Below are 26,876 nucleotides of genomic sequence, written 5' to 3'. Positions count from 1 at the left end.
CGATGAACCCGGCGACCGCCCTCTCGACCGTCCTGATCGACGAACTGGTGCGCTGCGGGGTCACCGATGTGGTGCTCGCCCCGGGGTCCCGGTCCGCGCCGCTGGCGCTCGCCGCGCACGCGGAGTCGCGGGTGCGGCTGCACGTGCGCGTGGACGAGCGGTCGGCCTCCTATCTCGCGCTCGGCCTGGCCAAGCGGTCCGAGCGGCCGGTGGCCCTGATCTGCACCTCGGGCACGGCGGCGGCCAACTTCCACCCCGCCGTGATCGAGGCGTCCGAGTCGGGCGTGCCGCTGATCCTGCTGACCGCCGACCGGCCGCCCGAGCTGCGCGGCACCGGCGCCAACCAGACGATCGACCAGATCAAGCTGTACGGCTCGGCCGTGCGCTTCTTCGCCGAGGTCGGCGTGCCGGAGGACCGGCCGGGCCAGGTGGCCTACTGGCGGTCGCTGGTGTGCCGGGCCTGCCAGCGCGCCGCCGGGCCGCCGGACCCCGGGCCCGTGCACCTCAACGTGGCCCTCCGGGAGCCGCTGATCCCCGACGGCGACACGACCTGGAGCGAGCCGCTGGACGGCGACGCCTCCGGCGCGTGGTTCCGGGCGCGGGTCGCGCCGCCCTCCGCCGCCCTGCACATCCCGCCGACCCGGCGCGGAGTGCTGGTCGTCGGCGACGGCGCCGCCAACGTGCGGCGGTACGTCGCCGCCGCGGGAATGGCGGGCTGGCCCGTGCTGTCGGAGCCCAACGGCGGCGGCCGGTACGGCGACCACGCCGTCTCGACCTACCACTTCCTCCTGGGCGACCAGGAGTGGGCCGACGCCCACCGGCCCGACGTCGTGGTCACCCTCGGCCGCCCCGGGCTGTCGCGCCCCCTGCTGTCATGGCTGCGCCGGGCCGAGGAGCACATCGTGGTCTCCCCCGACCTGACCCGGTGGCCCGACCCGACCCGCTCGGCCACTCAGGTGGCCCAGGCCGTGGAGATCCCGATCGCGGCCGGGGGCGACGCCTGGCTGCGGGCCTGGCGGCACGCCGACCACGTGGCCCGCCAGGCGATCGACGAGGTGCTCGACTCCTCGGGGCTGACCGAGCCGCGGCTCGCCAGGGACCTCGCCGAGGTGGTGCCCAACGGCTCGCTGCTGTTCTGCGGGTCGTCCATGCCGATCCGCGACCTCGACCAGGCCATGCGCCCCCGGCGGGGGCTGCGGCTGATGGCCAACCGGGGCGCGTCGGGCATCGACGGCCTGGTCTCCACCGCCGTCGGGGCGGCGCTCGCCCACAACGGCCCCGCGTACGCGCTGATCGGCGACCTCACGCTGCTGCACGACCAGAACGGCCTGATCCTCGGGCCACGCGAGCCCCGGCCCGACCTGTGCTTCGTGGTGGTGAACAACGACGGCGGCGGGATCTTCTCGCTGCTGCCGCAGGCCGCTCTCGAGGACCCGTTCGAGCGGGTGTTCGGCACGCCCCACGGGGTGGATTTCGGCCACGTCGCCGCCGCGCACGGCCTGCCGTACGCGCTGGTCGAGGAGCCGGAGGAGCTGTCCAGGGCGATCAAGGGGGACGGCCTGCGCATCGTGGAGGCGCGCACCGACCGGGTGGGCAACGCGGCCGTCCACGCCGCGATGCGCGACGCCGTACGCGCCGCGATGCGCGACTGATCCTCTCCCTGCCGGGGACGGCGGACGCGTCCTTCTGCGGGGTTACCCACCATGGTCCTCGCGGTGGATGCCGCACCCGGAGGGCGACGGCACAATGGGGGCTGTCGCCGCGTTGAGGGAGTGAGATGCACGTAGACGAGTGGCTGCAGACCATCCCGTCCGTCTGGGTCTACGTGCTCGTGGGCGCCGTCATCGGGCTGGAGAGCCTCGGCATTCCGCTTCCGGGCGAGATCGTGCTGGTGAGCGCCGCACTGCTGTCGTCCAGAGGGGTCGTGGACCCCGTGGTCGTCGGCCTGTGCGCGAGCGGCGGCGCGATCGTGGGCGACTCCATCGGCTACATGATCGGCCGCAAGGGCGGCCGGCCGCTGTTCGACCGGCTGGGACGGCGCTTCCCCAAGCACTTCGGCCCCGCGCACATCGCCAAGGCGGAGCGGGTGTTCAACCGCCACGGGATGTGGGCGGTGTTCTTCGGCCGCTTCATCGCCCTGCTGCGGATCCTCGCCGGGCCGCTGGCCGGGGCCCTGCACATGCCCTACTGGCGCTTCCTCGTCGCCAACGTGCTCGGCGGCGTCGTGTGGGCCGGCGGGACCACGGCCGCGATCTACTACCTGGGCGTGGTGGCCGACAAGTGGCTGAAGGGCTTCTCCTGGGTCGGGCTGGTGGCCGCCGTCCTGGTCGGTCTGGGCACCACGGTCTGGCTCAAGCGCAAGGCCACCAAGGCCGCGGGCGAGGAGGAGACCGTGCCGGAGACCGTCAGCGCCTCGTAACGCGCCGTCCGTTTTCCGCCAGCCTCACGGACGGGCGCACGGCCACGATGAGGGCATGACGTTCGAAATCAGGGCCATCGCGCCCGACGTGCTCGACCAGCTCAGGAAGACCGACGACGCCGGGCGGACGCCGCGCCGGATCGTCGAGGTGGAGGGCGGCAGCCCGCTGCGCTGCTGCCTGCGCCGCTCCCGGCCGGGGGAGGCGATCCTGCTCGCGGCCTACGCGCCGCTGCGCCGCTGGGCGCAGGAAACCGGCGCCGACCCCGGGGCGTACGAGGAGGTCGGCCCGGTGTTCGTCCACGAGGAGCCCTGCGAGGGCCCCCGGCAGGAGACAGGGCCCGGCTATCCGGCGGCCATGGGCGGCCCGCGGCGGGTCTTCCGCACCTACGGCGCCGACGGCTCCATCCTGGACGGGCACCTCGTTGACGCGCACCGGTCGGCCGACCCCGTCGCGGCGTCGATCCTGCTGGACACCCTGCTGAAGGACCCGGAGACGGCGCTGGTCCACGTGCGGGCCGTGGAGTTCGGCTGCTTCCTGTTCGAGGTGCGGCGCGGCGGGCCGGGGAATCCCGCTACGGGCGATGCGCCGGTTCGCTGAGGCGGACGAAGCTCCGGCGGCCCTCCGCCGACGTGCAACCGATGGTTGCGTGAAAGCCGCCGTCCGGATAGTCTCATGCGCAACCAAAGGTTGCAGGAGGCGGACATGGAGTTCGGCACCATCGAGCGTGAGATCTACATCGAGGCGTCACCGGAGATCGTCTTCGAGGTGGTGAGCAGTCCCGGCCACCTCAAGGAGTGGTGGCCGGACGACGCCGGGTTCGAGCGGATACCCGGGGCGACGGGGAAGCTCGTCTTCGGCGACCGGGACGCGGGCGGCGCGGTGGTGTCGTTCACCGTCCTCGACGTGCGGCCCCCGCGCACGTTCTCGTTCCGCTGGACGCACCCGGCCGGCGAGACGGCGGCCGAGGGCAACTCGCTGCTGGTCACCTTCGACCTGACCCCCTCGGGGGCCGGGACGCTGCTGAAGATGACCGAGTCCGGCTTCCGCGAGATGGGCTGGGAGGCCGCCGTCCTCGAACAGCAGTATCGGGATCACGTCAGCGGCTGGGACTTCTACCTGGCCCGGCTGGCGCCGTACATCGCGACGCTGCGGGTGCGGCCGTGAGCGCTCCGGCGGCCGAGGACGTCGACGACGACCTCTGGTCGGCGATCGGAGACCCGACCCGGCGGCGGATGCTCGACCTGCTGCTCGTCGAGGGCGACGGCACCGCGACCTCGCTGGCCCAGCGGCTTCCGGTCACCCGTCAGGCGGTGGCCAAGCACCTGGGCGTCCTCGACCGGGCCGGCCTGGTGCGGGGGACGCCGGCGGGCCGGGAGAAGCGCTATCGGGTGGACGACGCCCAGCTCGCCCGCGCGGTGGCCCAGCTGTCGTCCGTCGGGGCGGCGTGGGACGCCCGGCTGCGGCGGATCAAGCGGATCGCCGAGGCGATCCAGCGCACCCAACAGGACTGACGAGATCGAGGAGAGCCGAAGATGGCGGACATTCTGCACAGGATCGGGGTCAAGGTCCCGACGCCGGAGAAGGTGTACGACGCGCTGACGACCGTCGACGGCCTGGCCGGCTGGTGGACCGACGACACGAAGGGGAGCGGTGAGGCCGGCGGCGTGCTGGAGTTCCGGTTCCCACCCGGCGGCTTCGACATGGAGGTGGTCGAGCTGCGTCCGTCCGAGCGGGTGGCGTGGCGGGTGGTCGACGGCCCCGAGGAATGGCTCGGGACGACCATCGACTGGGACCTCCGTCAGGACGGCGACTACACGATCGTGCTGTTCAAGCACCAGGGCTGGAGGGAGCCCGTGGAGTTCATGCACCACTGCAGCACCAAGTGGGCCACCTACCTGATGAGCCTGAAGTCACTGGTGGAGACCGGCGAGGGCGCGCCGGCGCCGCGGGACGTGCAGATCAGCGACTGGCACTGAACGGACGGCACCGAACGGACGGCACCGAACGGATCGGCGCCGGCGAGCTGCTGCAACCGGGCCGGGGCGTCGCTTACCGGGGCCGCAGCCCGTCGAGGATGAGCTGGGCGATGTGCGCGGAGCGCTCGCGGCTGGTCTCCGCTCCCGCGTGACGGATCGCCGCGAAGGCGCCGGCGACCAGGGCCATCACCTCGTCGACGGTGAGGTCGGGGCGTACGGCGCCGGCCTCTCGCGCGCGGTCGAGCAGGTCCGCGACCTTCCGTGTGAGGTCCGCCGCGACGTCCGGAGCGGCGGTGCGCAGGTCGAACTCGGCCGCCACCAGCGCACTCTTCACCGCCACGTTCTCCGCGCCGCCGGCCATCATCGCCGACAGCAGCGTGAACAGGGCGGCGGGATCGCCGGTGGCGGCGAGCGCCTCCCCCTCCGCCACCAGCTTCCTGAGCTGGTCGATCGCGACGGCGAGATAGAGCGCCTCCTTCGACGGGAAGTGCCGGTGGACGGTGCCCGGGCCGACGCCCGCGCGGCGGGCGATCTCGTCGAGTGAGACGCCGAGGCCCTCGGTCGCGAACAGCCGCTGCGCGGTCCGCAGGACGCGTTCGCGATTGCGGCGCGCGTCGGCGCGCAGCTCCCGGTCGCTTCCGGGACCCGCCGGGTTCGCCGGGACTGGTTCGGGTGGCTGACTGGACATATCCGGATCAGCATAACCGGGGCGCCGCACCGCATAGTATGGCCGAAAGCGGGGCGGCGCACCGGTTAGGCCGTGCGCCGCTCATGACCCGATCCGCAGGCCATGGGGAGAGCACGCCGATGACCACACGCGATGACGCGACCGCCCTGGTGCTCCGGATGCAGGAGTGCTTCAACAGCCGGCGCTTCGACCAGGCCGCCGGCCTGTTCACCCCCGGCTTCTTCAGCCATCCGCTCGGCGCCCCCGGGTTCGAGGCGGGCAAGCGGGCCTGGCACGCGCTCGTCGCGCGCTATCCGGGCATCCGCGTCGTCGCCCAGGACATCGTGGCCGACGGCGACAAGGCCGCCGTCCGCTCGACGGTCGAGGGGATCACGGCCCCGGACGGCGACGCGCGGCCCATGCTGTTCGAGATCTTCCGCATCGACGACGGCCGGTTCGCGGAGATGTGGGGGGTCAGTGCGGGATTCCCGCCCGAGGCCGCCCCCGAGGACGTGGTCGCCGGATGAGCCGGCGGCGGCCGGAAACGCGGGCCTGATCACCCGGTCGGCGTCAGAGCGGGATCCACTCGGTGGCGACGGTGACCTCGTCCAGCAGCGACGGGATCGGCTCGACTCCGATGCCCGGGCCGGTGGGCACGGTCAGATGCCCGTCCTCCAGCTCGAAGGGCGGGGTGATGTCGGTGTGGAAGTAGCGGCGGGAGCCGGAGGTGTCGCCGGGCAGGGTGAAGCCGGGCAGCGCGGCCAGCGCGACGTTGGCCGCCCGGCCGATCCCGGTCTCCAGCATGCCGCCGCACCAGACCGCGATGCCGTGGGCGCGGCACAGGTCGTGGATGCGCCGGGCTTCGAGATAGCCGCCGACCCTGCCGGGCTTGATGTTGACGACCGAGCACGCGCCGAGGGAGATGGCCGCCGCCGCGTGCTCGGCGGACTCGATCGACTCGTCCAGGCAGACGGGGGTGCTGATCGAGGCGGCCAGCCGGGCGTGCTGGACCATGTCGTCGTCGGCGAGCGGCTGCTCGATGAGCAGCAGCCCGAACGCGTCGAGCCGCGCCAGGCGCGGGGCGTCGGCAAGGGTGTAGGCGGCGTTCGCGTCGACCTGCAACTGCAGATCGGGCCCGAACCGCTCGCGCACGGCGCGTACGGGCTCCAGGTCCCAGCCGGGCTGGATCTTGAGCTTGATGCGGACGTAGCCCTCGTCCAGATAGCCGGCGACGGCGTCGAGCAGCTCGGGGACGGAGTTCATGATGCCGACCGAGACCCCGGCGGCCACCCGGGTCCGCGTGGCGCCGAGGAAATCGGCGAGCGACTGCCCGGCGGCATGCAGGTGGGCGTCCAGCACCGCCGTCTCCAGCGCCGCCTTGGCCATGCGGTGCCCTCTGATCGGGCGCAGCGCCTCGTTGACGGCGTACGGGCCGGGGCGGGCGGGCAGCGCGGGGATCAGGAAGCGGCGCAGCACGTCGGCCGCGCCTTCGGCGTACTCCGAGGAGTACAGCGGCTGCGACATGGCCACGCACTCGCCCCAGCCCTCGGCGTCGGGCGTGACGACGCGCAGCAGCAGCACGTCACGCCGCGTCTCGGTGCCGAAGGACGTGCGGAACGGCGCGACCAGCGGCATCGCGATCCGCCGCAGCTCGATACCGGTGATCTTCATGCCCGTGGCCTCCATGCCCGTGGTGTTCGTCCCGGGGGTGGTGTTCATCACACTGCTGCTCATCACACTGCTGTTCATCCGCGCACCGCTTCGACCAGGCCCGCCAGCAGCGCCGTACGGCCCGGCATCTCGGCCACGAGCACGTGCTCGTCGTCGGCGTGCGCGCCGCCGCCGACCGCGCCGAGCCCGTCGAGGGTGGGGCAGCCGGCCCCGGCGGTGAGGTTGCCGTCCGACGCGCCGCCGACGGCCGCGCCCGCCGGAGGAGCGAGGCCGAGGCCGGCGGCGACCCGCTGGGCGAGCGCGAACAGCCCGGCCGACGAGGCCGGTTCGAGCGGTGAGCGGTTCGGGCCGCCGAGGATCTCCAGGCGCGTGCCGGGCGTCCGGGGCGACAGCGCCCGCATCAGCGCGTCCACGCGGAGCTGGGCCGCGACGGTCGGCACGCGGACGTCCACGGCCAGGCGGGCCAGCGCGGGCACGGTGTTCATGGTGGTGCCGCCGGACAACAGCGTGGGCGTGACCGTCGTCCCGTCCAGCCCGCCGGCGGTCGCCATCGCGGCGACGGCGAGGATCTGGTGGGCGAGCTCCACTCCGGCGTTGGCGCCCTTGCCGGGGTCGAGGCCCGCGTGGGCGGCCCGGCCGTGCACCACCACCTCGTACGCGGAGATGCCCTTGCGTGCGGTCTTCAGCGCACCGCCCTCGGCGCTCGCCTCCAGCACGAAGGCCGCGGCGCAGCCGCGCGCCGACTCCTCGACCAGGGCGCGGGAGGACGGCGACCCGAGCTCCTCGTCCCCGGTGACCAGCACGCACACGCCGTCGGGGGAGGGCAGCGCGGCCAGCGCGTGGAACATCTGCACCAGCCCGGCCTTCATGTCGAACACCCCGGGCCCCCGTGCGATCCCGCCGCTGACCGACCACGGCCGCGTACGCAGGGAGCCGATCGGCCAGACCGTGTCGTGGTGGCCGAGCAGCAGCACGCGCGGCTCGCCGAAGCTCCATCGCAGGTGCGTCACCCCGTCGATCACGATGGTCTCGGGAGCCGCGCCGAGCAGGCGGCGCCCCTGACCGGCGACGACGGCGGCGCTGCGGGCCACCGCCTCGCGGTCGGCGGAGAACGACTCGCAGCAGACGAGCTCCTCCAGGTCGGCGAGCATGGCGGACAGGTCCACCGCCGTCGTCACAGCGGCCTGCCCAGCTCGGCCTGGAACAGCCGCCGCACGTTGCCGCCGAGGATCTTCAGGACATCGTCTTCCGCCAGGCCGCGCCGCAGCAGGGCCTCGGTGACCAGGGGCAGCCCGCGCGGCCCGTCCAGCCCGGGCAGGGCGGCGTAGGGGTCGATGCCGTCCAGGCCGAAGTCCTCACAGCACGGGGGAGTGACGTCGCGGATCACCTCGCGGACGAAGTCGGGCCCCAGCCCCACGTGGTCGATGCCGGCGACCTCCGCGACGTGCTCGATGTGGTCGGCCAGCCGGTCCACCGTGTGGCCGCCGGGGTCGTCGGCGAGGAAGAACGGGAAGAAGTTGACGCAGACGACCCCGCCGGTGGCGGCGACCCCGCGGATCTGCTCGTCGGTGAGGTTGCGGTGGTGGTCGCGCAGGGCGCGGGCGGACGAATGGGTCGCCATCACCGGACGGCCGGCGAGCTCCAGCACGTGCTCGACTCCGCGTGCCCCCAGGTGGGAGATGTCGAAGATCATGCCGAGCCGCTCCATCTCGCGGACCGCCGCCACACCGGCGTGGGTCAGCCGGCCGCCGGTGGCGTCCTCGCCGCTGCCGTCCGCCAGCGGCGTGCGCCCCCAGTGGGCGATCGAGCCGACCCGTACGCCGAGCCGGTGCAGGGTGGGCAGCAGCTCGACGGAGGAGTCCAGGCCCGGCATGCTCTCCAGCGCGAGGACCAGCGCGATCACCCCGTCGTCGAGCGCCCGGTCGACCTGCGCGCCGTCCAGGCACAGCCGTACGGCGTCGGCGTTGCCCTCGGCCAGCGTGTGCGCACACTCGATCATGCGCAGGGTCTGGCGCAGCGCGCCCTCCGGGCGGTAGTGGTCGTCGACGAAGACCGGCAGCACCTGGAGGTCCACCCCGCCGTCCCGCAACTGGGGCAGCCACCGTTCCCTGAAGAACGCCGCCCAGCGGGCCGGCGGTCGTTCGGCGACGGCCATCAGCAGGTCGTTGTGCGTGTCCGCGACGACCGCGCGGCGGTGGAGGGAGGAGGGGAGTTCGACTGACACCCCGTTGACGGTACGGCAGGGAGGTGGCGGGGCAATTCATCCGGTCGCACCAAAGAGCCGCGCGATGTTCGTCCGGTCCCACAAAGGCCCAACATTACTTTGTAAAGGCGGCCCGCTGAATAAGCTGACCTTGTGGCAGCGCCCTACCAGACGATCGAGCACACGGTCGAGCACGAGATCGAGATCCGCCGTTCACGTTTCATCTGCGCGCTCGCCCCCGCCGCCACGGAGGAGGCCGCGCGGGCGTTCGTCGCCGAGCGCAGGCGGCTCTACGCCGACGCGACCCACAACTGCTCGGCGTACGTCGTCGGTGAGCGTGTGCGCAGGGCGGACGACGACGGGGAGCCCGGCGGCACGGCCGGCACGCCGATGCTAGAGATGCTCACCCGGCGCGGCTTCGCCGACGTGGCCGCCGTCGTGACCCGCTACTTCGGCGGCGTGCTGCTGGGGGCGGGCGGCCTCGCCCGGGCGTACGGCGGCGCGGTGGGGGAGACGCTCGACCGGGCGGCGGTGGTCGAGATGGTTCCCGCGGCGGTCGTGACCGTGTCGGTCGGCCACGCGCAGGCCGGGAGGCTGGAAAGCGACCTGCGCGCCTCGCCGTACGCGCTGCGGGGTGTGGACTACGGTTCGAAGGTCGCCTTCGAGGTGGCGGTGGCCGAGGACCGGCTGCCCGTCTTCGAGGAGTGGATCGCGTCGATCACCGCCGGGCGGGCGGACACCGTCCGCGGCGGCACCGTCCACCTCGCCCGCTGATACTTCAGCCGTAGATCGCGCACACGATCGCGATCTACGGCCGGAGCACTGGGGCGCGCTGTGTCACGGAAGCTCGTCGGCCAGCTCGCGGGGCATGCTCGATTTGATGTCGTCCCACTCGCCCTCGGTGACGTAGAGCCGCAGGGCCTTGAGGACCGTCTTGATCAGCTGTTCGATCCCGCCCTCGACCTCGTAGGGGAAATCCCGGCGCACCCGCGCGTGGAACTCCTCCTTGTGCATCTTCACGGGAACCTTGCTGGGATCCCATCCCGTGTAGTAGATGCCGCGGACCAGCATCGGCAGTTGAGCGCCGAGCTGGGCGGCCTCCTCGACGGGTAGTCGGTCGCGCAACGCGTGCAGGACCGCGCTCAAGGCGGCATAGGACTGGTTCCGCCTCTCATGCGGCCACCCGTAGGCCTGCTCGATCTCCTTCAGCAGGCGGTTGGTCTTGTCGACCGTGGCGTTGAAAGACGAGTAACCCGTTTCCACCATCGAGCCCGCCTCCTCGAAAGGTGCGTCAGAGTCAGGGCTCTACCCGCACCTCAAACCGGACAAACGGGCATATGGACCACCGGCATGGGACGAACGGCAGGAGATGGCGGTCACCAAGGGCGAGCCGGCGACGCGCTGAGCGCGACGCCGTGGTGAACGGTGATCGGGCGTGCGCGAAGGTGCTCACCCCTCCAGGGCGTACCGCATCACGCGGAGCTTGGCCTGCGCCTCGGCGAGCTCGGCGGCGGGGTCCGATCCGGCCATGATGCCGCAGCCGGCGAACAGCCGGGCACGTCTGCCCGAGACGTACGCGCAGCGCAGCGCGATGCCCCACTCGCCGTCGCCGCGGGAGTCGATCCAGCCGACCGGCCCGGCGTAGCCCGCGCGGTCCATGCCCTCCAGCTCGCGGATGACGCCGAGCGCGGCGCCGGTGGGCGTCCCGCCGACGGCGGCCGTGGGGTGCATGGCCGCCACCACGTCGAGCACCGACGCGCCGTCGGACAGCCGCCCGGTGACCCGGCTGGCCAGGTGCTGCACGTTGGGCAGCACCAGGAGCTCGGGCTCGTCGGGGACGTCGAGGGCCGAGCACAGGGGGGCGAGCGCCTCCCGGACCGAGGCGACCGCGCAGGCGTGCTCGTGACGGTCCTTCTGCGAGGCGTACAGCGCGGCGCCGCGGGCGGCGTCCTCGGCCGGGCCGCCGCCCCGCGCCGTGGTGCCCGCGAGCACCAGCGACTCCACCTCCTGGCCGGTGTGCCGCACCAGCAGCTCCGGCGTCGCGCCGACCAGCCCGTCCACCGAGAAGGTGTAGCACTCGGGGTAGCGCTCGGCCAGCCGGCTCAGCAGCACGCGGGGGTCGATGTCCCGTTCGGCGACGGCCGTCAGGTCGCGGGCGAGCACGACCTTGTCGAGCATGCCGTCCGCCTTGATCCGCCGTACGGCTCGCGCGATCCGGTGCTCCCACTCGGGCGCCGTCAGCGACCCGTCGGCGTAGCGGATGCGGCCGGGCTCCTGCGGCGGGGTGGCCAGATCGAAGGCGCTGCCGCCGATCGTGGTGAGCCAGGCCTGGCCGTCGCGGCGGGCGAGCACCACACGGGGGACGACCAGCACGGTTCCCTGGGCGTCGCCGTCGAAGGTGAAGGAGCCGAAGGCGACCGGTCCCGAGCCCGGCACGCCGACCTCGTCCTCGATGAGCGCGCCGGCGAACAGCGAGGAGAGCCAGCCGCGGGCCCAGTCGAACCGGCCGGGGCCGGGCGGCACCGCGGCCCGCGCCGCCTCTCCCCAGCCCACGAGCCCCTCGCCGTGTCTGATCCAGGCGTACGGCGCGGCGTCTGGCAGACGCGCCAGCAGATCGTCAGGGTCGCTCACCGCGACCGTGCGAACCACGAGGGGCCGGATAAGAGCGACACTCACCCGACTCACTCTACGCACGATCTGAACATGTTCGACAAGAGCCCCCCCTTGCGGTCCCGGGTTCCCTGTGTCAAGCCGCGATAGGAACTTGGTCATGGAAGGCTCGACTTCCCTGGTGGCGATAGAGCGCACCTCCACGCGATCCCTACCTTTGATCTCCCGGAGGTGCCCATGATCAAGAAGATCACGCCGGTCCTGGCCACGGCCGTCCTGCTCGTGCCGACCGCCGCTCACGCCCGTACGACGCCCGCCGTGATGGCGGCGCTGGGCGACTCGATCAGCGCGGGGTTCAACGCCTGCGGCTGGTATGTCGCGTGCACGTCCCGCTCGTGGTCCGCGGGCGACTCGCCATCGGTGAACAGCCACTATCTGCGCCTGCTCGCCATGAGCGGCGGGATCAAGGGACACAACCGCAACTTCGCCTCCCCGGGGGCGACCAGCGCCGACCTGGCCGAGCAGGCGCGGAAGGCCGTCGACGCCGGAGCCGGCTATGTCACCGTGCTGATCGGCGCGCAGGACGCCTGCGTGGGCTCCGAGAAGGAGATGACCCCCGTGGCCGCCTTCCGGCGCAACATCGACGCCGCCTTCGACGTGCTGCGGCCAACGGGCGCGCGGGTCTACGTCGCGAGCATCCCGGACGTCAAACGCCTGTGGCGGGTCGGCAAGGACAACACGTGGGCGCGCCTTTTCTGGGGGATCGGCCGCATCTGCCAGTCACTGCTGGCCAACCCGAAGTCCACGGCCAAGAAGGACGAGGCCAGGCGCGACCGGGTGCGCGAGCGGGTGATGGGCTACAACGAGCAGCTCAGGCAGGCGTGCGAGAGCTACGGCCCGGCCTGCCGCTACGACGGGGGCGCGGTCTTCGCCTATCCCTTCACGCTGAAGCAGGTGAGCGCGTGGGACTACTTCCACCCCAACGCCGACGGGCAGAAGGCGCTCGCCAAGATAACTTTTGACGCCAAGTTCTTCGCCGACGTCGAGCCCTGATCCGACGTCGAGCCCTGATCCGGCGTCGAGCCCTGATCGGGCACCGTGCCGGATCCTCAGCCCGCGCGGCGGAGGCGGTCGAGGGTCTGCTCCAGCTCCTCCTGCAGCACCCGGCCCGCGGCATCGGGGTCGCCGCGCTCGACGGCACCGACGAACGCCGCATGAGTGGCGTCTCCGGGGTTCGGGTCGCCGGCCCGCAGGTCGAGCAGGTCCACCAGGGCGACCAGCCCCTCGCGTAGCCGGGGGACGAACTCGGCGAACAGGTCGGTCAGCACGGGGTTGTGCGCGGCGGCGACGACGGCCGCGTGCAGGGCGATGTCGGCGTCGACGAAGGCGGCGTCGGTGTCCCGGGCGGCGCCCCGCCGGGCCTCCAGCGCCGCGTGCATCGCCGTCACGTCGTCCGGCGTACGGCGCCGCGCCGCCAGCCGGGCGGCCTGCACCTCGACCAGCATGCGCACCTCGTAGACGTCGGCCACGGCGGCACGGCGCAGGCGAGCCGTCCAGTCCTCGGCGGGGCTGGTGGCGATGACGAAGACTCCGGCGCCCTGCCGCGCCTGGACCAGCCCAGCGCCGGCCAGCGCGCGCAGGGCCTCGCGGACCGTGGAACGGCCCACGCCCAGGGTCTTGGCCAGGGTCGTCTCGCCGGGCAGCCGGGTGCCGACCGGCCAGAGGCCCTGCGTGATCTGCTCGCGCAGGCTCTCGACGGCCTGGTCGACGAGGGGGCTGCGGTGGAGCGCGCCGAGCGCCATCACCTTTCACCTCTCAGGTTGTCTGAGGAGTTGTCGTGTGGTTAGTCTACCGCCATGTCGTCGCATCGGTCCTCCGGCCGTCTTCCCGGCCTGCTTCTCGGCCGCCGCGGCGGGGTTTGATCCGATGACCGGCACCCCGCCGCGGGGTGCCGTGCCGCCGGTCGCCCTCCGACCGAAGGATCACCGTCGTGACCGTCGTCTCCGCCGTCTCCACGGCTTTCCCCACGATTCGCACCCCGGCCGGCCCGGTGCCCGCCGACGCTCCCGCCTGGAACCCTCAGAGGGGCAGTGCCATGCCCCACCACCGCTACCGGCCCGCCCACGAGCGGGTCGAGATCCCCGAGATCCGCCGCACCTGGCCGGGGCGCAGGCTCGAGCGGGCCCCGCTGTGGGTGCCCGTCGACCTGCGTGACGGCAACCAGGCGCTGGCCGAGCCGATGGACACCCCGCGCAAGCGCCGCATGTTCGACCTCCTCGTCGCGATGGGGTTCAAGGAGATCGAGGTCGGCTATCCGTCGTCGAGCCGGACCGACTTCGACTTCGTCCGCCACCTGGCCGAGAGCGGCGCGGTGCCGGACGACGTGACGCCCGTGGTGTTCACGGCGGCCCGCCGCGACCTCATCGAGCAGACCTTCGCCTCCATCCAGGGCATGCCCCGGGCTGTGGTGCACCTCTACACGGCGACCGCGCCGGTCTGGCGCGACGTCGTGCTGGGACAGGACCGGGCCGGGCTGCACGCGCTGATCCGGGAGGCCGCCGGGCACGTCGCGCGGCTCGCCGACGCCATGCCGGGGACGGCGGTGCGGTTCGAATTCTCCCCGGAGGTCTTCAACTGCACCGAGCCCGACTTCGTGCTGGAGGTCTGCAACGGCCTCACCCGGTTGTGGGACGCCTCGCCCGACCGGCCGGTGATCCACAACCTGCCCGCCACCGTCGAGATCGCCACGCCGAACCTGTACGCCGACCAGATCGAGTACATGCACCGGCACCTCGAACGGCGTGACGCCGTCATCCTCTCGGTCCACCCGCACAACGACCGGGGCACCGGGGTGGCCTGTGCGGAGCTCGCCATGCTGGCCGGGGCCCAGCGCGTCGAGGGCTGCCTGTTCGGCAACGGCGAGCGCACCGGGAACGTCGACCTCGTCACCCTCGCGCTCAACCTGTACGCGCAGGGCGTCGACCCGATGGTGGACTTCTCCGACATCGACGTCATCCGGCGGACCGTCGAGGAGTGCAACCGCCTGCCGGTCCACGTGCGGCATGCGTACGGGGGAGACCTGGTTTACACGGCCTTCTCCGGCACCCACCAGGACGCGGTCAGCAAGGGCCTCGCCCACCACGAACGCACGGCGGCCGAGCGGGGCGTGCCGGTGGGGGAGGCGCCCTGGTCGGTGCCCTACCTGCCGATCGACCCGGCCGACGTCGGCCGCACGTACGAGGCGGTCATCCGGGTCAACAGCCAGTCGGGCAAGGGCGGCATCGCCCATCTCCTCCAGGTCCACCACGGGCTCGACCTGCCGAAGGCGCTGCGCGCCGAGTTCTCCCGGGTCGTCCAGGACGCGACGGACCGCAGCGGGCGGGAGGCCACGCCGAAGGACCTGCTCCGGTTGTTCCGTGAGGCGTACATGGCGGCGGACGGGCCGGTCACCCTGTCGTCGCTGACCGCGGGGGGCGACGGCTTCCACTGCCTGGTGCGGCACGACGGGCGCGAGAGCGGGGGGACCGGCGCCGAGCCGATGGCGGCCCTCGCCGCCGCGCTGGAGGCGGCCGGGACCCTGGAGGCGTCCGCAACCGCGGTGCGGGTGCTCTGGCAGGGCGGGCATCCGGTGGAGGGCGGCGCCGTCGCCTACGCTCGGTGCCGCGTCGGCGGCACCCCCGTCTGGGGGGCGGGCGAGGACGCCGACGCGGTCACGGCGTCCGTCCGCGCGGTGCTCGCCGCCGTCAACCGCGCCCTCGCCGGGCAGCGGGAGTCGCAGGGGTAGCCGGGCCGCGTGGCCGGAGGGCCTCCCGAGTGGACTCTCCCACTGTGGGAGGCCCGAGGCTGTCGGTCAGGGATCGGGGCGAGGCGAGCGTGCGCCGCCGTCAGGACGAGGAGAGTGAGCATGGCCGTCGTGGAGGGCGTCGAGGCCCGTGGGACGCACCACTGCGAGACGACGGCGCTGGGAGTGCTCCTGCGGCACGAGGGGCTCGACCTGTCCGAGCCCATGCTGTTCGGGCTGGGCTCGGGCCTGTCGTTCGTCTACTGGGACGCCAAGGGCATGCCGTTCCCCTTCCTCGGAGGCCGCGTCAGGCCGTTCGACCTCACCAGGAACCTGGCCGCCCGGCTGGGGCTGACGCTGGCGACCGAGGAGACCACCTCACCGCGCAAGGCGTGGCAGAACGTGGCCGCCCAGATCGACGCCGGCCGGCCGGTCGGGCTCCAGCTCGACTGCTATCACCTGGACTATTTCCGGTCCAAGGTGCACTTCGGCGGTCATGTCGTCGCGATGTACGGCTACGACGACCACGACGTCCATCTCGTGGACACCGAGCAGCAGGGAGGTGCGGTGCGCACCAGCCGTGCCGCCCTCGCCAGGGCACGCGCCGAGCGCGGCCCGATGACCGCGAGGAACCGATCCTTCACCCTCACGGCGCCGGCTCACCCCCTCTCCTGGCAGGACCGGATCGTCCCCGCCATCAGAGCGTGCGCCGACGCCTTCCTCGCCGCTCCCATCGCCAACCTGGGCCACCGCGGCATCGAGAAGGCCGGTAAGAAGGTGCCCGGCTGGCTGCAGCGTGCCGCCGACCCCCGGCAGGATCTGCCGCAGGCCGCCCTCCTCATGGAGAGGGGCGGCACCGGCGGCGCCCTGTTCCGCGCCCTCTATCGCGACTTCCTCGGCGAGTGCACCCACCTGATCGACGACCGCGACCTCCGTGCCGGTCACCGGATGTACGCCGAGGCCGCCGTCCTCTGGACGCAGGTGTCCGCCCTGATCGCGAAGGCGGGGGAGAGCGGCGACGCGGGATGCCTCCGCCAGGCCGGGGCCGTCCTCCACGATCTGTCGCGGCTGGAGCAGGACGCCATGCAGGTGCTGAGCAGGCTGTAGAGGCGCTCGGTGTTCCGCAGGACATGAGGCGATCAGCCCAGCGGGACGCTCCACTCCAGGCGGGCGCCGCCGCCGTCCGGAGAGGCGAGAGCGAGGGTGCCGCCGAGCCGTTCGGCCCGGTCGGCGAGGTTGCGCAGGCCGCTGCGGCGGCCCTCGGCCGGGATGCCGACGCCGTTGTCCTCCACCACGAGGGTCAGCCGCCCGTCGGAGGCGTGGACGGCGACGTCGGCGCGGGTGGCCCTGGCGTGGCGGACGAGGTTCGACAGGGCCTCGCGCAGGACGGCGAGCAGGTGCTCGGCGACCTCGGCGGGCACGTCGTTGTCGAGCCGGCCCTCCAGGCTCAGGCCGGGCATGAAGCCCAGGTGCCCCCGGGCGCCCTCGACCAGGTCGACGACCTGGGCGCGCAGGCTGGGCGAGGCGTCCTCGTGCGGGGTCTGCAGGGCGAAGATCGTCGAGCGGATCTGCCGGATGGTGGTGTCCAGCTCGTCGATCGCGCTCTGCAACCGGGAGGAGGCCTCCGGCCGCTCGACCAGGCGCACCGCGCTCATCAGGGTCATGGCCACCGCGAACAGCCGTTGGATGACCACGTCGTGCAGGTCCTTGGCGATGCGGTCGCGGTCTTCCAGCAGGCCGAGCCGCTCGGCGTCCCTCCGGGTCTCGGCCAGCTCCAGCGCGACGGCCGCCTGCCCGGAGAAGGCGTGCAGGGTGCGCAGCTCCGACTGGCTGAACGGCATCCGTCCCGAGCGTTTGACCAGGGACAGCACCCCGCGTACGGCCCCGGGTGCGCCCAGCGGCACGGCCGCCACCGGCCCGGGCTCCAGATCACCGGCCCAGATCAGGTGCACCTGACCGTGGTCGAGATCGTCCAGCGCCAGCGGCTCACCGCTCAGGAACGCCCGGCCCGACAGCGAGCCCTCGACCGCGACCTCGTCATCGACGAGCCGGACCGCCGGCCCGTCGCCCTCGGGCGGCCCGACCTCCTGCAAGGCGACGCGCAGCACCTCGCCGGTGCGGTCGGGCAGCAGGATCGCCACGGCGTCGGCGTCGGCCATCTCGCGGGCGCGCCGGGCGATCAGCGTGAGGACCTCCCGTGGCTCGGCCCCCGACAACAACCGTGTGGTGATGTCGGAGGACGCCCGCAACCAGGTCTCCCGGCGGCGGCTCTCCTCATACAGGCGGGCGTTCTCGACGGCGACGCCCGCGGCGGTGGCCAGGGCGACCACGATCGCCTCGTCGTCCTCGTCGAAGTTCCCGCCGCCGCGCTTCTCGGTGAGGTAAAGGTTGCCGAACACCTCGTCGCGCACCCGGACCGGCACCCCCAGGAAGCTGCCCATGGGCGGGTGACCGGGCGGGAAGCCGTACGACTCGGGATGCTCGGAGATGTCCGCCAGCCGCAGCGTCTGCGGTTCCTTGATCAGCAGGCCGAGCAGACCGAGCCCGTGCGGCCAGTGTTCGATCCTGGCGATCTCCTCCTCGCTCAGACCCACCGGAACGAACTGGATGAGCGTGTTCTCCTCCCCGATCACGCCCATCGCGCCGTACGTCGCGTCGACCAGCGTCGTGGCGGTCTCCACGATGCGCCGCAGCACGACCTCGAGATCGAGGTCGCTGCCGATCGAGACGACCGCCTCCAGCAATGCGTGCACCCGATCACGGGTGGCCAGCACGGCCTCCAGACGCGACTGCAACTCCGCCAGCAGGTCGTCCAGCCGCATGCTGGGAATCAGCGACCGAGGCTCGTTCTCCGTCATAGTGCGCAGTTTCGCACCGCGGGCATCCGGGTGCCCACCCCAGGTGGTCGTCCGCGCCGTCGAAGGAGGCTCGGAGCGGAGGCCGTCAGAGGCTTCCGGTGATCGCGCCGAGCCGGTGCGCGTGCCGGTCACTCGGGTCGTCTCGCCTCCGGGCGCCGCAGGCCGAGGCGCCCGGGAAGCGGCCCGGCCACAGCCGTCAGCTCGCGGGGAGCCGGGCGGCGGGTCACCATGAAGAGCGTGAGGCGGCCGGGCAGCGGCGCGGCCGATATGCGATCTCCCTCCTGGGCGTACGCGAGCCCGAGCCCGCGGGGCAGGACGGCCGGGCATCTCAGCAGCCGCGCGAGCCGTACGGCGGTCTCCGCGGTGGCCGCCGCCCGCGGCCTGGCGCCGAGGCCGGACAGCCGCCGGTGCAGCGTGTCCGCGGACATGTCGTAGGTGTAGGCGACGACGTCGAGATCGGCGAACGGCCGTCGGCCGTCTCCCGCCGACGCGCCCGCCGGCGTCAGGACGGCCAATCGGTCGGTGGCGACGGGTGTGGCGCTGACGGTGGCGGGCAGGCGCATCTGGTCGGCGACGGCGACGAACGCGGCGTCCAGCGAGCCTTCGCCCACCCACTCCACGAGCCGGTCGCCGTGGTCGGTCACCTGGTCGACCACCGAGCCGTCCATCAGCTCGGCGAGCGCGGGGAAGAGCAACGGGGCGAGGCTGCCGAAGGTGCCGACGCTGAACGTCCTCGCCTGCGCCGCCGCCCGCGCCCGGTCGAAGATCCGGCCCAGGTGATCGAGCACGTGGGCCGCCTCGGCGCACAGCGCACGACCGGCCGACGTCGGCCGCGCCCCCGTCGTGTCGCGGTCGAAGAGCCGCTCGCCGACCCGCCGTTCCAGTGCCGCGAGGCGCTTGCTCGCGGCCGGCTGGCTGATGAGCAGTTCCCTTCCGGCGGCCCCGACCGAGCCGTGCCGGGCGATGGCCTCGACCAGCCGGAGGTCCTCGACCGAGGGGAATGAGCTCATAGCCCGATGTTATGAGTGGCGATGGCGATTCGCCGCCTACCGGCGGATTCTGCCCGCCCGGAGGATGACGGCGTGAACACCCCACGCGACATCGTCGCCATGCTGACAACCACGTTCGTGACCTGGATGGGGCAGCGCACGACCGCCGTGGCGCTCCCGCTCGTCGCGCTCGCCGAAACCGGATCCACCTGGTCCACCGGGCTGGTCGGCGGAGCGGTCGGGCTGCCCATGCTCACCTCCCCCTGGTGGGCCAGAGGACTGCGTCAGCGGCTGACCACCGGCAGATCCCTCGCCTGCGTGCTCGCGGTGCAGGTGGCCGGGCTGCTCGTCGTTCCGGTGGGCGCGGCCGTCGGCACGGTCGGCGCGGTCCACCTCGCCGCAGCCGGTGTCATCACCGGGTGTGCCACCGCGCTGAGCGGGCCGGGGCAACGTGCCCTGCTCTCGGACATCTGCGACCCCCTCGGTTCCGCCGTCACGACGAAGATGCTGGCCTGGCAGGATTTCATGCACCGCATCACGATGATCCTGGCGCCACCCGCGGCGGGGTGGGCCGTGGCCGTCGGCGGGCCGTCGCCCCTGCTCTGGGCCGAGGCCGCCGGTGCCGGCGTGGGAGCGGCCCTCCTGTGCACCGTCCGCGGCACCGCGACGCCTGCCCCGCCCGTCGGTTCCGCCGCATCCGACGGCCCGGCCTCGCCCGACGGCCCGGCCTCGCCCGGCGGCCCGGCCGGCACCCGGGCCGGTGCCCCGGCCCTGCGTCAGGTGCTGGCGCGGCACGGGGACATCCGGCGCGCGGTGACCATGTCGGGAGTCGGCGGACTCGTGTGGTTCGCCTTCACGCTCGGCCTCGCGATCCTCGGGGCCGAGACCGGGCGGCCCGGACTGCTCATTTCGGCCGGCATGACCGGATATGGCCTGGGCTCGCTCGCCGGTGCCCTCCTGGCGCCGGCGCTCGTGCCCCGGATGCCGGCCCTGGCCACCATGGCGGCCGGTTGGGCCGTCCTCGGCGTGACGTTCGTCGTCATGCCGGCAGCGGCGTCGTCCCTCGTCGTCCTGGGATGCGTGGCCGCGATAGGGGGCTTTTCCATGCCGCTCGGCATCGGCGCGCTGAACCGGCTCATCAGCACCCGCACCGACGGGGCGGAACGGCGAGCGGCCTTCGCGGCGGAGAGCCTCGTGCACGACGGGGCGGTCTCGATCGGCCTGCTCGCCGGTGGCGCGGTCATCGGCATGGCCGGCGCCGGCCCGACTCTCGTCGCCGCCGGAGCCGCCCAGGTGCTCGTCGCGCTCCTCGCCGGTCCGTGGTGGGGTGCGCGACGCCTGGTCCCCTACTCCCCACCGGTCGCCGGTTGAGACCCGGCCAGGCCCCGTACGCCGGCCGCCGGTCGCCGCGGGGTCTACCCTTCACGGGAGCGGTGCGTGCGGACCTTGTGGCGGTTGCCGCACCGCTCCATGGAGCACCAGCGCCTGCTCCCCGGGCGTGAGGTGTCGACGAAGACAAGCGCGCAGTTGTCCCCCGCGCACTCCCGCACGCGATCCGCCATCGGGCCGGTGAACAGCTCGATCGCGTCCCGCGCGACGGTCGCGACCACCTGGCCGCCGGTCGCGGGGGCGGCCCAGGACCGCCGCCCGTCCGCCGTCATCACGGGCGTCAGCGGTGGCGCCGACGCCGCACTGTTGATCGCGTCCACGTCCGCCTGCCGTGGCGTACGTCCGTGGACGTGGTCGCCGGCCAGCCCCCACAGTGCCGCGCGCAGGGCTTTCGCCCGGGCGAGCTCGTCGGCCGTCGTGTCCGCCTCCGCCAGGCCGAGCCGGGACACGGCGGCCCACCGGGCCAGGTCGGCAGGCTCGTGCAGCGTCTCGTAGTGGGCGTAGACCCCCACGCCGCCGCTCACCAGGAACTCGAGGCAGAGGGCGCCCGGATCGAACCGGAAGGAGCCCCCGCTGCGCGGATGTAGCGTCAAACTCACGTAACCACTATAAAGGGTTACATGACTCTCGAATGGAAGCTCGTCGTCGACTGTGCCGACCCGCACGCACAGGCCGCGTTCTGGGCGCAGGCCCTGGGCTATGAGGTGGAGGACAACAGCGCCATCGTCGGCCGGCTCCTGGCAGGCGGCGTCGTGGGGGAGGAGGCGGTGACCCCCGACCACACGGCCTTCCGCACGCTGCGGGCCGTACGGCACCCGGACGACCCGGTCGACCAGGACACCGGCACCGGTCTCGGCCGCCGGATCCTCTTCCAGGCGGTCCCCGAGCCGAAGGCCGGCAAGAACCGCCTCCACATCGACCTGCACGCGGGCCCCGAGCGCAGGGACGCCGAGGTCGACCGGCTCAAGGCGCTCGGCGCCACCGTGCTGCACGTCGTCCAGGAGCCCGGCAGCCACCACGTGACCATGGCCGACCCCGAGGGCAACGAGTTCGACGTGCAGTGAGCCGCTACAGCCAGCCGTTGTGGCGGGCCACGCGGGCGGCCTCGATCCGGTTCCTGGTGCCGGTCTTGCCGATGGCCGACGACAGGTAGTTGCGCACCGTGCTCTCCGACAGGTGCAGGCGGGCCGCGATGTCGGAGATCGTCGAGCCGTCGGCCGCCGCGGCGAGCACGTCCCGCTCCCGGTCGGTCAGCGGGCTCGGGCCGGTGCTCAACGCCGCCGCCGCGAGCGCGGGGTCGATGACCCGCTCGCCGCGCAGCACCCGGCGGACGGCGTCGGCGAGATCCTCCACCGGGCCGTCCTTGACCAGGAACCCGCGCGCCCCGGCTTCCATGGCCCGGCGCAGGTAGCCGGGCCGCCCGAACGTCGTGAGGATGAGCACGGCGCATCCGGGCAGGCACTCGCGTAGCTCGGCGGCGGTCTCCAGCCCGCCGCGGCCCGGCATCTCGATGTCGAGCAGGGCCACGTCGGGCCGGGTGCGCAGAGCGGTGTCCACCACCTCGTCGCCGTGGCCGACCTGGGCGACGACCTCGATGTCCTGCTCCAGGTCGAGGAGCAGGGCCAGTGCGCCGCGCATCATGCCCTGGTCCTCGGCCAGCAGCACCCTGATCACCGGCCGTCCTCCCTCGCGTACGGCACGGCCACCCGGAGCAGGAAGCCTCCGTCCGGCGGCGCCGTGGTCTCCACCGTGCCGGCGGCGGCCTTCACGCGTTCACGCAGGCCGATCAGGCCGTTGCCGTGCCCGTGGGCCTTCTGCGGCGGGCCGTCGTCGTGGATCTCCAGCACCAGGAGCCCGCCGTCGTCGCACAGGCCGATCTCGCAGGCCGACGCGCGGCTGTGCCGTACGACGTTGGTCACGCCCTCGCGCACGGCCCAGCCGAGCAGCGCGTCGGCCTCGGGACCGGGCCGTACGGCGGAGGCGCGGACGGTGACCTCGATGCCGGCGTCCGCGAGCGCGGCGCGGGCGGCGTCGAGCTCGGCGGTCAGCCCCCTGCCCCGATAGCCGGTGACGGCGGCCCGCACCTCGGTCAGCGCCTGCCGCCCGATCTGCTCGATGTCGGCCGCCTGCTCGGCCGCCGCGCCGGCGTCCACCCGGGTCAGGCGGCGTACGGCCTCGGCCTTGACGACCATGATCGAGAGGGTGTGTCCGAGCAGGTCGTGCAGGTCGCGGGAGAAGCGCAGCCGCTCCTCGGTCACCGCGGCCCGGGCCAGCTCCTCGCGGGTGGCCTTGAGCTCGTGGATGGCCTCCCACAGCCGGATGATGATCGCCGGGATCAGGCCCGCGGTGAACGTGCCCCAGATCATGGAGAGCACGCCGGTGAGGCCGGTGTCGGCCCGTACGGCCACGGCCAGGGCGGCGGCGCACACGGCGAGCAGCACCACGGGCAGGATCTTGCCGCGCACGGTGATCCCGGTGGCGACGGCCAGCATCATGATCAGGTAGAGCCAGTTGCCCTCGAACCCGGCGGCGGACGCCAGGACCACCACCGCGAGCAGCCCCAGCACCGGCAGGGCGCGCCGCCGGTCCGCGAAGGCGAAGTGCGTGGTGGCCACGTACAGCCCGGCGGCGGCCAGCGCGGCCGGCCAGGCCAGCCAGAGGGGATGGGACCGGCCGTGCGCGATGTCCCAGACGGGCGCCGCAGTCACGGCCACCCACATGTACATGCCCTTGGCGTCGGGGCCGCGCTCGCCTTCGCGCAGCGGGTCGAGCCAGGTGCCGCGTTCTGTCGTCATCGGGAACGTCACACTAGCGGTCAGGCGCGGCGACCGGCACGGCGGTAGCCGTACACCGCGTAGACGCCGAAAACGAGCAGCCAGGCCGACAGGAGCACGACCTGACGGAGGGTCGGGACGTCGCCGAACGCGATCCGCCACGACAGGCCCGCGTAGCTGTTCGACGGGGTCCACTCGGCGATCGCCGCCAGCCAGGACGGGAACTTCCCGACCGGCACCCACAGGCCGCCGAGGATCGACAGCGTCAGCATGGTCGCGATGTTGGCCATCGCCGCGGACTGGCCTGACAAGCGGTAACCGTTGCCGAGACCGAGCAGGGAGAACGGCACGGTGCCCGCCCACAGGAGCGCGACGATCGCCAGCCACCGCTGCGGGGGGAGCGAGACGTGGTTGACCAGCACGCCGGCCAGCAGCACGGCTGCGATGCCGGGCACGACGGCGACCGCACCGGTCACGACCTTCCCCGCCACGACCTCGGCCGGGGTCAGCGGGGTGAGCCGCAGCTGGCGCAGCCATCCCGCCGCGCGGTCCTCGGCGATGCCGCTGCCGTTGTTGAACGCGCCGCCCAGCGCGCCGTACGCGGCCATGCTGACCATCGTGTAGATCGCGGCGTCGTGCTTGTCGCCGGGGGCCAGGCCGAGGTTGGTGAAGACGAGATACATGACGACCGGCATCACGATCCCGAAGATCACATAGCCGCCGTCGCGGAGGGTCCTGGTCAGTTCGAGGCGTACGTATCCCCACATCACACGTTCTCCTTCGTCGTGAGGGCCACGAAGGCGTCCTCCAGGTCGGCCGGGGCCACCTCCAGATCGCGGACGGCGTCCGCGCGGGCGAGGGCCAGGACGGTGGCGTCGGAGTCGCCGGTGCGCAGGTGCACCCGGCCGCCCCTGATCTCCATGTGGCGCACGCCCGGCAGGGTCGCGAGCCAGGCGGACTCGCCGTCGGCGGCCACGCTCACCGTGGTCAGCGCCGCCGCCCGCTTGATCTCCGCGCTGGTGCCGTCGGCGATCACCCGGCCGTGGCCGAGCACGACGACGCGGTCGGCGTGCTCGTCGGCCTCGTCCAGATAGTGGGTGCTGAACAGGATGGTCTTGCCCTGGCTGGCCAGCCCGCGCATGCCGTCCCAGAACTCGCGCCGGGCCTCCACGTCGAGCGCGGCGGTGGGCTCGTCGAGGACGATCAGGTCGGGGTCGCCGCACACCGCCATCGCGAACCGCACGCGCTGCGCCTGCCCGCCGGACAACCGGTCCACCCGGCGGTCGCGCAGGTCGTCGATCCGGGCGAGCGCGAGCACCCGGTCGAGGGGGAGGGGAGCGGGATAGGTCCCGGCCACGAAGGTCAGCAACTCGCGGACCGTGACCCGGGGCACCAGGCCGCCCTCCTGCGGCATCGCGCCCGCCAGGCCCTGCCTCACGGCCTGCTCGGGGTCGAGCCCGAACAGCGCGGCCTGCCCGGAGTCGGGCGGCAGCAGTCCGAGCAGCAGCGCGATGGTGGTCGACTTGCCCGCGCCGTTGGGGCCGAGGAGGGCCACCGTCTGGCCGCGGGGGATGGCGAGCGTGAGCCCGTCCACGGCCCGTACGGGGCCGAAGCGCTTGGTCGCCGAGGTCAGGGACACGGCGTCCGCGGTATTCGTGGTCATGGAAACGACGGTAGGCAGGCGCCGTCGGCCCAGGTAGAGAGATCGATACAGCCCTGGGCAGGACATTTGTCCTGCCCAGGAAATCTACGATGTAAAGGCGCCGGGTTGGTTCACGCCAGCTCGGCGAGAAGCACAGCCAGGTCGCCGGGGCGAGAAAGCATTGGCCAGTGACCGGTGGGCAACTCACGCAGCTCCCACTCCGGCTCGCCCAGCGGGGCGAACGCCGGATGCCCGGCCGCGATCAGCTCCGTGACCTGGGCGAGCGGGAACGAGCAGGTCACCAGCGTCTTGGGCAGCGCGGCGAACGCGGCGCCGTCGTCACCGAGAGTGAGGGGCCGCGTGATCGTGCCGAGCGGCTGCGCGGTGGCCCGGGCGGCCATCAGCGCTCGCTCCCGCTCGCCCAGCCCCTCCAGGCTCGCGCCCGACTCCTGCAGCTCGTCCCACGACGGCATGGGGTAGCGCCAGTCGTCTCCGACGCGCTTCTCGACGAACTCCCGCCCGGTCAGGTCGATCTGGGCCATGCCGTCCGGCACCGGGCCGCTCTCGACGTACACGACACGGCTCACGCGGCCGGCCGCGCGGGCGGCGGCCCCGGTGACCGCGGCGGCGCTGCCGCTGTGGCCGGCGAGGACCACGTCGCGCAGGTCCTCGGCCTCGACGAGGCCGGTGATGTCGCGGATGTGGGTGTCCAGATCCAGGGCGGGGGAGGCGAGGTGGGCGCGGTCGGCGAGGCCGGTGAGGGTCAGCGGGTGGACCTCGTGCCCCATGCCGCGAAGGGCGGCGGTCACGTCCCGCCACGCCCACGCGCCGAGCCAGAAACCAGGAACGAGTACGTATGTCGTCATGGGTCGACGCTAGGGCCGAAACAGGGCAGAATCGGTCCTGATATGTCCACCAATCGCATCCTCGCCTTCCTGGAGCTGCTCCAGGCCAGGCCGGGGCTCACCGGCCCCGAGCTGGCCGAGCGCCTGGAGGTGGACGTGCGGAGCGTGCGCCGCTACGTGCGCAGGCTTGAGGACCTCGGCATTCCGGTGGAGGCCGAGCGGGGACGCTACGGCGGCTACCGGCTCAGGCCGGGATATCGGCTGCCGCCGCTCATGCTGACCGGCGACGAGGCCGCCGCCGTCGTGCTCGGGCTGCTCGCGGGCCGCCGCGCGGGCCTCACCGTGGGCGAGGGGGCGGCCGGGAGCGCGCTCGCGAAGATCCAGCGGGTGCTGCCCGACGCCCTGCGCGACCGCGTCGGCGCCGTCGAGGAGATGGTCGGCCTGACCGCCCGCACCGCCGCGACCACCCGGCCGAGCGGCGCCACCCTGCTGACGCTGGCCGACGCCGCCCGCCGTCGTCTCCGCGTGCGACTTGCCTACCGGTCCTTCCGGGGACAGGACAGCGAGCGGACGGTCGATCCGTACGGGCTGGTGTTCCACTCGGGCCGCTGGTATCTGACCGGCCACGACCACCGCAGGGGCGAGGTGCGGACGTTCCGGCTCGACCGGATCGGCCGGGCGGAGACGACGGAGGAGGAGTTTCCCGCGCCGGGGGAGTTCGACGCGGTCGCCCACGTCATGGACTCGCTGGCCGCCGTGCCCTACCGGTATGAGGTCGAGGTGGTGCTGGCCATGACGATGGAGGAGGCCCGGCGGCGGATCCCGCCGGCGGTGGCCGCCCTGGCTCCCGTGGACGGCGGCGTACGGATGACCGGCCGCGCTGAACGGCTGGACGGCATGGCCCAGGTGCTGGCCGGCCTCGGCGTGCCGTTCACCGTGGTCGGCCCGCCCGAGCTGCGCGAAGAGGTCCGGGCGCTCGCGCGTCGTCTGGAGCAGTGGGCCGACCGGGCTCCGGAGGGCTGACGTGGCAGCCGGCGTATTCGTCAGGCGC

29 protein-coding genes are annotated in these 26,876 nt (G+C 73.2%); 14 read left to right on the top strand and 15 right to left on the bottom strand.

Annotated features, from left to right (window positions below):
- Positions 1-2 precede the first annotated feature (2 nt).
- The 6 genes from menD to FLX08_RS34430 all read left to right on the top strand — a co-directional run bounded on the left by menD (position 3) and on the right by FLX08_RS34430 (position 4,396).
- Positions 3-1,652 (top strand): 2-succinyl-5-enolpyruvyl-6-hydroxy-3-cyclohexene-1-carboxylic-acid synthase, encoded by a 1,650-nt coding sequence (gene menD, locus FLX08_RS34455; protein WP_142624440.1) that lies wholly within the window; start codon positions 3-5, stop codon positions 1,650-1,652.
- A gap of 125 nt (positions 1,653-1,777) precedes the next feature.
- Positions 1,778-2,419: a DedA family protein gene (locus FLX08_RS34450; RefSeq protein ID WP_142624439.1), complete on the top strand. Its 642-nt coding sequence runs from the start codon at positions 1,778-1,780 to the stop codon at positions 2,417-2,419.
- Positions 2,420-2,474: 55 nt separating this feature from the next.
- A complete protein-coding gene (locus tag FLX08_RS34445; protein WP_142624438.1) occupies positions 2,475-3,017 on the top strand; it encodes a DUF1203 domain-containing protein in 543 nt (180 codons plus the stop codon).
- Between the two features lie 105 nt (positions 3,018-3,122).
- Positions 3,123-3,584, top strand: a complete 462-nt coding sequence (locus FLX08_RS34440) for an SRPBCC family protein (protein WP_142624437.1) — start codon at positions 3,123-3,125, stop codon at positions 3,582-3,584.
- Entirely contained in the window at positions 3,581-3,931 is a 351-nt protein-coding gene (locus FLX08_RS34435; protein ID WP_142624436.1) for an ArsR/SmtB family transcription factor, read from the top strand. Before FLX08_RS34440 ends, FLX08_RS34435 begins: the two co-directional genes overlap by 4 nt.
- Before the next feature lie 21 nt (positions 3,932-3,952).
- Positions 3,953-4,396, top strand: coding sequence for an SRPBCC family protein (locus FLX08_RS34430; protein ID WP_142624435.1), 444 nt, complete (start codon positions 3,953-3,955; stop codon positions 4,394-4,396).
- Positions 4,397-4,469: 73 nt separating this feature from the next.
- Here the strand turns inward: FLX08_RS34430 and FLX08_RS34425 are convergent, their stop codons facing one another.
- Positions 4,470-5,084, bottom strand: a complete 615-nt coding sequence (locus FLX08_RS34425) for a TetR/AcrR family transcriptional regulator (protein ID WP_142624434.1) — start codon at positions 5,082-5,084, stop codon at positions 4,470-4,472.
- Positions 5,085-5,203: 119 nt separating this feature from the next.
- On the opposite strand from FLX08_RS34425, the gene FLX08_RS34420 reads away from it, so the two are divergent.
- Positions 5,204-5,590 carry a nuclear transport factor 2 family protein gene (locus FLX08_RS34420; protein WP_142624433.1) on the top strand — a complete coding sequence of 129 codons (387 nt, stop codon included), beginning with the start codon at positions 5,204-5,206 and terminating at the stop codon, positions 5,588-5,590.
- A gap of 43 nt (positions 5,591-5,633) precedes the next feature.
- Here FLX08_RS34420 and menC read toward each other — a convergent pair whose 3' ends face one another.
- The 3 genes from menC to FLX08_RS34405 all read right to left on the bottom strand — a co-directional run bounded on the left by menC (position 5,634) and on the right by FLX08_RS34405 (position 8,958).
- Positions 5,634-6,734 (bottom strand): o-succinylbenzoate synthase, encoded by a 1,101-nt coding sequence (gene menC / locus FLX08_RS34415; protein WP_142624456.1) that lies wholly within the window; start codon positions 6,732-6,734, stop codon positions 5,634-5,636.
- Between the two features lie 74 nt (positions 6,735-6,808).
- Complete coding sequence (locus FLX08_RS34410) at positions 6,809-7,912, bottom strand: M20 family metallopeptidase (RefSeq protein ID WP_244313105.1); 1,104 nt, start codon at positions 7,910-7,912, stop codon at positions 6,809-6,811.
- A complete protein-coding gene (locus FLX08_RS34405; RefSeq protein WP_142624432.1) occupies positions 7,909-8,958 on the bottom strand; it encodes a dipeptidase in 1,050 nt (349 codons plus the stop codon). The genes FLX08_RS34410 and FLX08_RS34405 overlap by 4 nt, the downstream gene beginning before the upstream one ends.
- A 132-nt stretch (positions 8,959-9,090) precedes the next feature.
- On the opposite strand from FLX08_RS34405, the gene FLX08_RS34400 reads away from it, so the two are divergent.
- Positions 9,091-9,711 carry an IMPACT family protein gene (locus FLX08_RS34400; RefSeq protein ID WP_142624431.1) on the top strand — a complete coding sequence of 207 codons (621 nt, stop codon included), beginning with the start codon at positions 9,091-9,093 and terminating at the stop codon, positions 9,709-9,711.
- 63 nt (positions 9,712-9,774) lie between these two features.
- Here FLX08_RS34400 and FLX08_RS34395 read toward each other — a convergent pair whose 3' ends face one another.
- Together FLX08_RS34395 and FLX08_RS34390 are read right to left on the bottom strand one after the other, a co-directional pair.
- On the bottom strand, positions 9,775-10,203 hold the full coding sequence (locus FLX08_RS34395) for a DUF2267 domain-containing protein (protein WP_142624430.1): 429 nt from the start codon (positions 10,201-10,203) through the stop codon (positions 9,775-9,777).
- A gap of 183 nt (positions 10,204-10,386) precedes the next feature.
- Positions 10,387-11,613: an isochorismate synthase gene (locus FLX08_RS34390; RefSeq protein WP_142624429.1), complete on the bottom strand. Its 1,227-nt coding sequence runs from the start codon at positions 11,611-11,613 to the stop codon at positions 10,387-10,389.
- A gap of 171 nt (positions 11,614-11,784) precedes the next feature.
- Here FLX08_RS34390 and FLX08_RS34385 point away from each other — a divergent pair, with 171 nt between their 5' ends.
- A complete protein-coding gene (locus FLX08_RS34385) occupies positions 11,785-12,600 on the top strand; it encodes a GDSL-type esterase/lipase family protein (RefSeq protein ID WP_142624428.1) in 816 nt (271 codons plus the stop codon).
- A 56-nt stretch (positions 12,601-12,656) separates the two neighbouring features.
- On the opposite strand, the gene FLX08_RS34380 is transcribed toward FLX08_RS34385, so the two are convergent.
- Complete coding sequence (locus FLX08_RS34380; protein WP_142624427.1) at positions 12,657-13,349, bottom strand: FadR/GntR family transcriptional regulator; 693 nt, start codon at positions 13,347-13,349, stop codon at positions 12,657-12,659.
- A gap of 293 nt (positions 13,350-13,642) precedes the next feature.
- On the opposite strand from FLX08_RS34380, the gene FLX08_RS34375 reads away from it, so the two are divergent.
- Positions 13,643-15,331 carry a 2-isopropylmalate synthase gene (locus FLX08_RS34375; RefSeq protein ID WP_142624454.1) on the top strand — a complete coding sequence of 563 codons (1,689 nt, stop codon included), beginning with the start codon at positions 13,643-13,645 and terminating at the stop codon, positions 15,329-15,331.
- Positions 15,332-15,451: 120 nt separating this feature from the next.
- Positions 15,452-16,435 (top strand): BtrH N-terminal domain-containing protein, encoded by a 984-nt coding sequence (locus tag FLX08_RS34370; protein ID WP_142624426.1) that lies wholly within the window; start codon positions 15,452-15,454, stop codon positions 16,433-16,435.
- A gap of 32 nt (positions 16,436-16,467) precedes the next feature.
- Here FLX08_RS34370 and FLX08_RS34365 read toward each other — a convergent pair whose 3' ends face one another.
- Positions 16,468-18,186 carry a sensor histidine kinase gene (locus FLX08_RS34365; protein WP_142624425.1) on the bottom strand — a complete coding sequence of 573 codons (1,719 nt, stop codon included), beginning with the start codon at positions 18,184-18,186 and terminating at the stop codon, positions 16,468-16,470.
- A 128-nt stretch (positions 18,187-18,314) separates the two neighbouring features.
- Positions 18,315-19,196, bottom strand: a complete 882-nt coding sequence (locus FLX08_RS34360; protein WP_142624424.1) for a LysR family transcriptional regulator — start codon at positions 19,194-19,196, stop codon at positions 18,315-18,317.
- A gap of 72 nt (positions 19,197-19,268) precedes the next feature.
- On the opposite strand from FLX08_RS34360, the gene FLX08_RS34355 reads away from it, so the two are divergent.
- Positions 19,269-20,546: an MFS transporter gene (locus FLX08_RS34355; protein WP_208761844.1), complete on the top strand. Its 1,278-nt coding sequence runs from the start codon at positions 19,269-19,271 to the stop codon at positions 20,544-20,546.
- A gap of 44 nt (positions 20,547-20,590) precedes the next feature.
- Here FLX08_RS34355 and FLX08_RS34350 read toward each other — a convergent pair whose 3' ends face one another.
- Positions 20,591-21,163, bottom strand: a complete 573-nt coding sequence (locus tag FLX08_RS34350; protein WP_167530681.1) for a CGNR zinc finger domain-containing protein — start codon at positions 21,161-21,163, stop codon at positions 20,591-20,593.
- A 21-nt stretch (positions 21,164-21,184) separates the two neighbouring features.
- Here FLX08_RS34350 and FLX08_RS34345 point away from each other — a divergent pair, with 21 nt between their 5' ends.
- Positions 21,185-21,628 carry a VOC family protein gene (locus FLX08_RS34345; RefSeq protein WP_142624423.1) on the top strand — a complete coding sequence of 148 codons (444 nt, stop codon included), beginning with the start codon at positions 21,185-21,187 and terminating at the stop codon, positions 21,626-21,628.
- A gap of 4 nt (positions 21,629-21,632) precedes the next feature.
- Here FLX08_RS34345 and FLX08_RS34340 read toward each other — a convergent pair whose 3' ends face one another.
- The 5 genes from FLX08_RS34340 to FLX08_RS34320 form a co-directional block, all read right to left on the bottom strand.
- Positions 21,633-22,238, bottom strand: a complete 606-nt coding sequence (locus FLX08_RS34340) for a response regulator transcription factor (protein ID WP_142624422.1) — start codon at positions 22,236-22,238, stop codon at positions 21,633-21,635.
- A complete protein-coding gene (locus FLX08_RS34335; RefSeq protein WP_142624421.1) occupies positions 22,235-23,359 on the bottom strand; it encodes a sensor histidine kinase in 1,125 nt (374 codons plus the stop codon). Before FLX08_RS34335 ends, FLX08_RS34340 begins: the two co-directional genes overlap by 4 nt.
- Before the next feature lie 20 nt (positions 23,360-23,379).
- Positions 23,380-24,105, bottom strand: coding sequence for an ABC transporter permease (locus FLX08_RS34330; protein WP_142624451.1), 726 nt, complete (start codon positions 24,103-24,105; stop codon positions 23,380-23,382).
- Entirely contained in the window at positions 24,105-25,001 is an 897-nt protein-coding gene (locus FLX08_RS34325) for an ABC transporter ATP-binding protein (protein ID WP_142624420.1), read from the bottom strand. The genes FLX08_RS34330 and FLX08_RS34325 overlap by 1 nt, the downstream gene beginning before the upstream one ends.
- Positions 25,002-25,111: 110 nt before the next feature.
- Positions 25,112-25,846: an alpha/beta fold hydrolase gene (locus FLX08_RS34320; RefSeq protein ID WP_142624419.1), complete on the bottom strand. Its 735-nt coding sequence runs from the start codon at positions 25,844-25,846 to the stop codon at positions 25,112-25,114.
- A gap of 42 nt (positions 25,847-25,888) precedes the next feature.
- Here FLX08_RS34320 and FLX08_RS34315 point away from each other — a divergent pair, with 42 nt between their 5' ends.
- Positions 25,889-26,848: a helix-turn-helix transcriptional regulator gene (locus tag FLX08_RS34315; protein WP_142624418.1), complete on the top strand. Its 960-nt coding sequence runs from the start codon at positions 25,889-25,891 to the stop codon at positions 26,846-26,848.
- Positions 26,849-26,876: the final 28 nt, after the last annotated feature.

The sequence above is a fragment of the Microbispora hainanensis genome (assembly GCF_006874475.1).
Lineage (GTDB): Bacteria > Actinomycetota > Actinomycetes > Streptosporangiales > Streptosporangiaceae > Microbispora > Microbispora hainanensis.
The sequence above is the reverse complement of the archived record's forward strand: the minus strand, read 5'-3'. Positions and strand labels throughout refer to the sequence as shown.

Coding starts and splice junctions, on each gene's coding strand:
- FLX08_RS34395 (WP_142624430.1), bottom strand. CDS start 10,203: ATGGTGGAAACGGGTTACTCGTCTTTCAACGCCACGGTCGACAAGACC.
- FLX08_RS34315 (WP_142624418.1), top strand. CDS start 25,889: ATGTCCACCAATCGCATCCTCGCCTTCCTGGAGCTGCTCCAGGCCAGG.
- FLX08_RS34450 (WP_142624439.1), top strand. CDS start 1,778: ATGCACGTAGACGAGTGGCTGCAGACCATCCCGTCCGTCTGGGTCTAC.
- FLX08_RS34430 (WP_142624435.1), top strand. CDS start 3,953: ATGGCGGACATTCTGCACAGGATCGGGGTCAAGGTCCCGACGCCGGAG.
- FLX08_RS34440 (WP_142624437.1), top strand. CDS start 3,123: ATGGAGTTCGGCACCATCGAGCGTGAGATCTACATCGAGGCGTCACCG.
- FLX08_RS34420 (WP_142624433.1), top strand. CDS start 5,204: ATGACCACACGCGATGACGCGACCGCCCTGGTGCTCCGGATGCAGGAG.
- FLX08_RS34370 (WP_142624426.1), top strand. CDS start 15,452: ATGGCCGTCGTGGAGGGCGTCGAGGCCCGTGGGACGCACCACTGCGAG.
- FLX08_RS34365 (WP_142624425.1), bottom strand. CDS start 18,186: ATGACGGAGAACGAGCCTCGGTCGCTGATTCCCAGCATGCGGCTGGAC.
- FLX08_RS34330 (WP_142624451.1), bottom strand. CDS start 24,105: ATGTGGGGATACGTACGCCTCGAACTGACCAGGACCCTCCGCGACGGC.
- FLX08_RS34345 (WP_142624423.1), top strand. CDS start 21,185: ATGACTCTCGAATGGAAGCTCGTCGTCGACTGTGCCGACCCGCACGCA.
- FLX08_RS34360 (WP_142624424.1), bottom strand. CDS start 19,196: ATGAGCTCATTCCCCTCGGTCGAGGACCTCCGGCTGGTCGAGGCCATC.
- FLX08_RS34320 (WP_142624419.1), bottom strand. CDS start 25,846: ATGACGACATACGTACTCGTTCCTGGTTTCTGGCTCGGCGCGTGGGCG.
- FLX08_RS34425 (WP_142624434.1), bottom strand. CDS start 5,084: ATGTCCAGTCAGCCACCCGAACCAGTCCCGGCGAACCCGGCGGGTCCC.
- FLX08_RS34380 (WP_142624427.1), bottom strand. CDS start 13,349: ATGGCGCTCGGCGCGCTCCACCGCAGCCCCCTCGTCGACCAGGCCGTC.
- menD (WP_142624440.1), top strand. CDS start 3: ATGAACCCGGCGACCGCCCTCTCGACCGTCCTGATCGACGAACTGGTG.
- menC (WP_142624456.1), bottom strand. CDS start 6,734: ATGAAGATCACCGGTATCGAGCTGCGGCGGATCGCGATGCCGCTGGTC.
- FLX08_RS34325 (WP_142624420.1), bottom strand. CDS start 25,001: ATGACCACGAATACCGCGGACGCCGTGTCCCTGACCTCGGCGACCAAG.
- FLX08_RS34445 (WP_142624438.1), top strand. CDS start 2,475: ATGACGTTCGAAATCAGGGCCATCGCGCCCGACGTGCTCGACCAGCTC.
- FLX08_RS34375 (WP_142624454.1), top strand. CDS start 13,643: ATGCCCCACCACCGCTACCGGCCCGCCCACGAGCGGGTCGAGATCCCC.
- FLX08_RS34335 (WP_142624421.1), bottom strand. CDS start 23,359: ATGACGACAGAACGCGGCACCTGGCTCGACCCGCTGCGCGAAGGCGAG.
- FLX08_RS34385 (WP_142624428.1), top strand. CDS start 11,785: ATGATCAAGAAGATCACGCCGGTCCTGGCCACGGCCGTCCTGCTCGTG.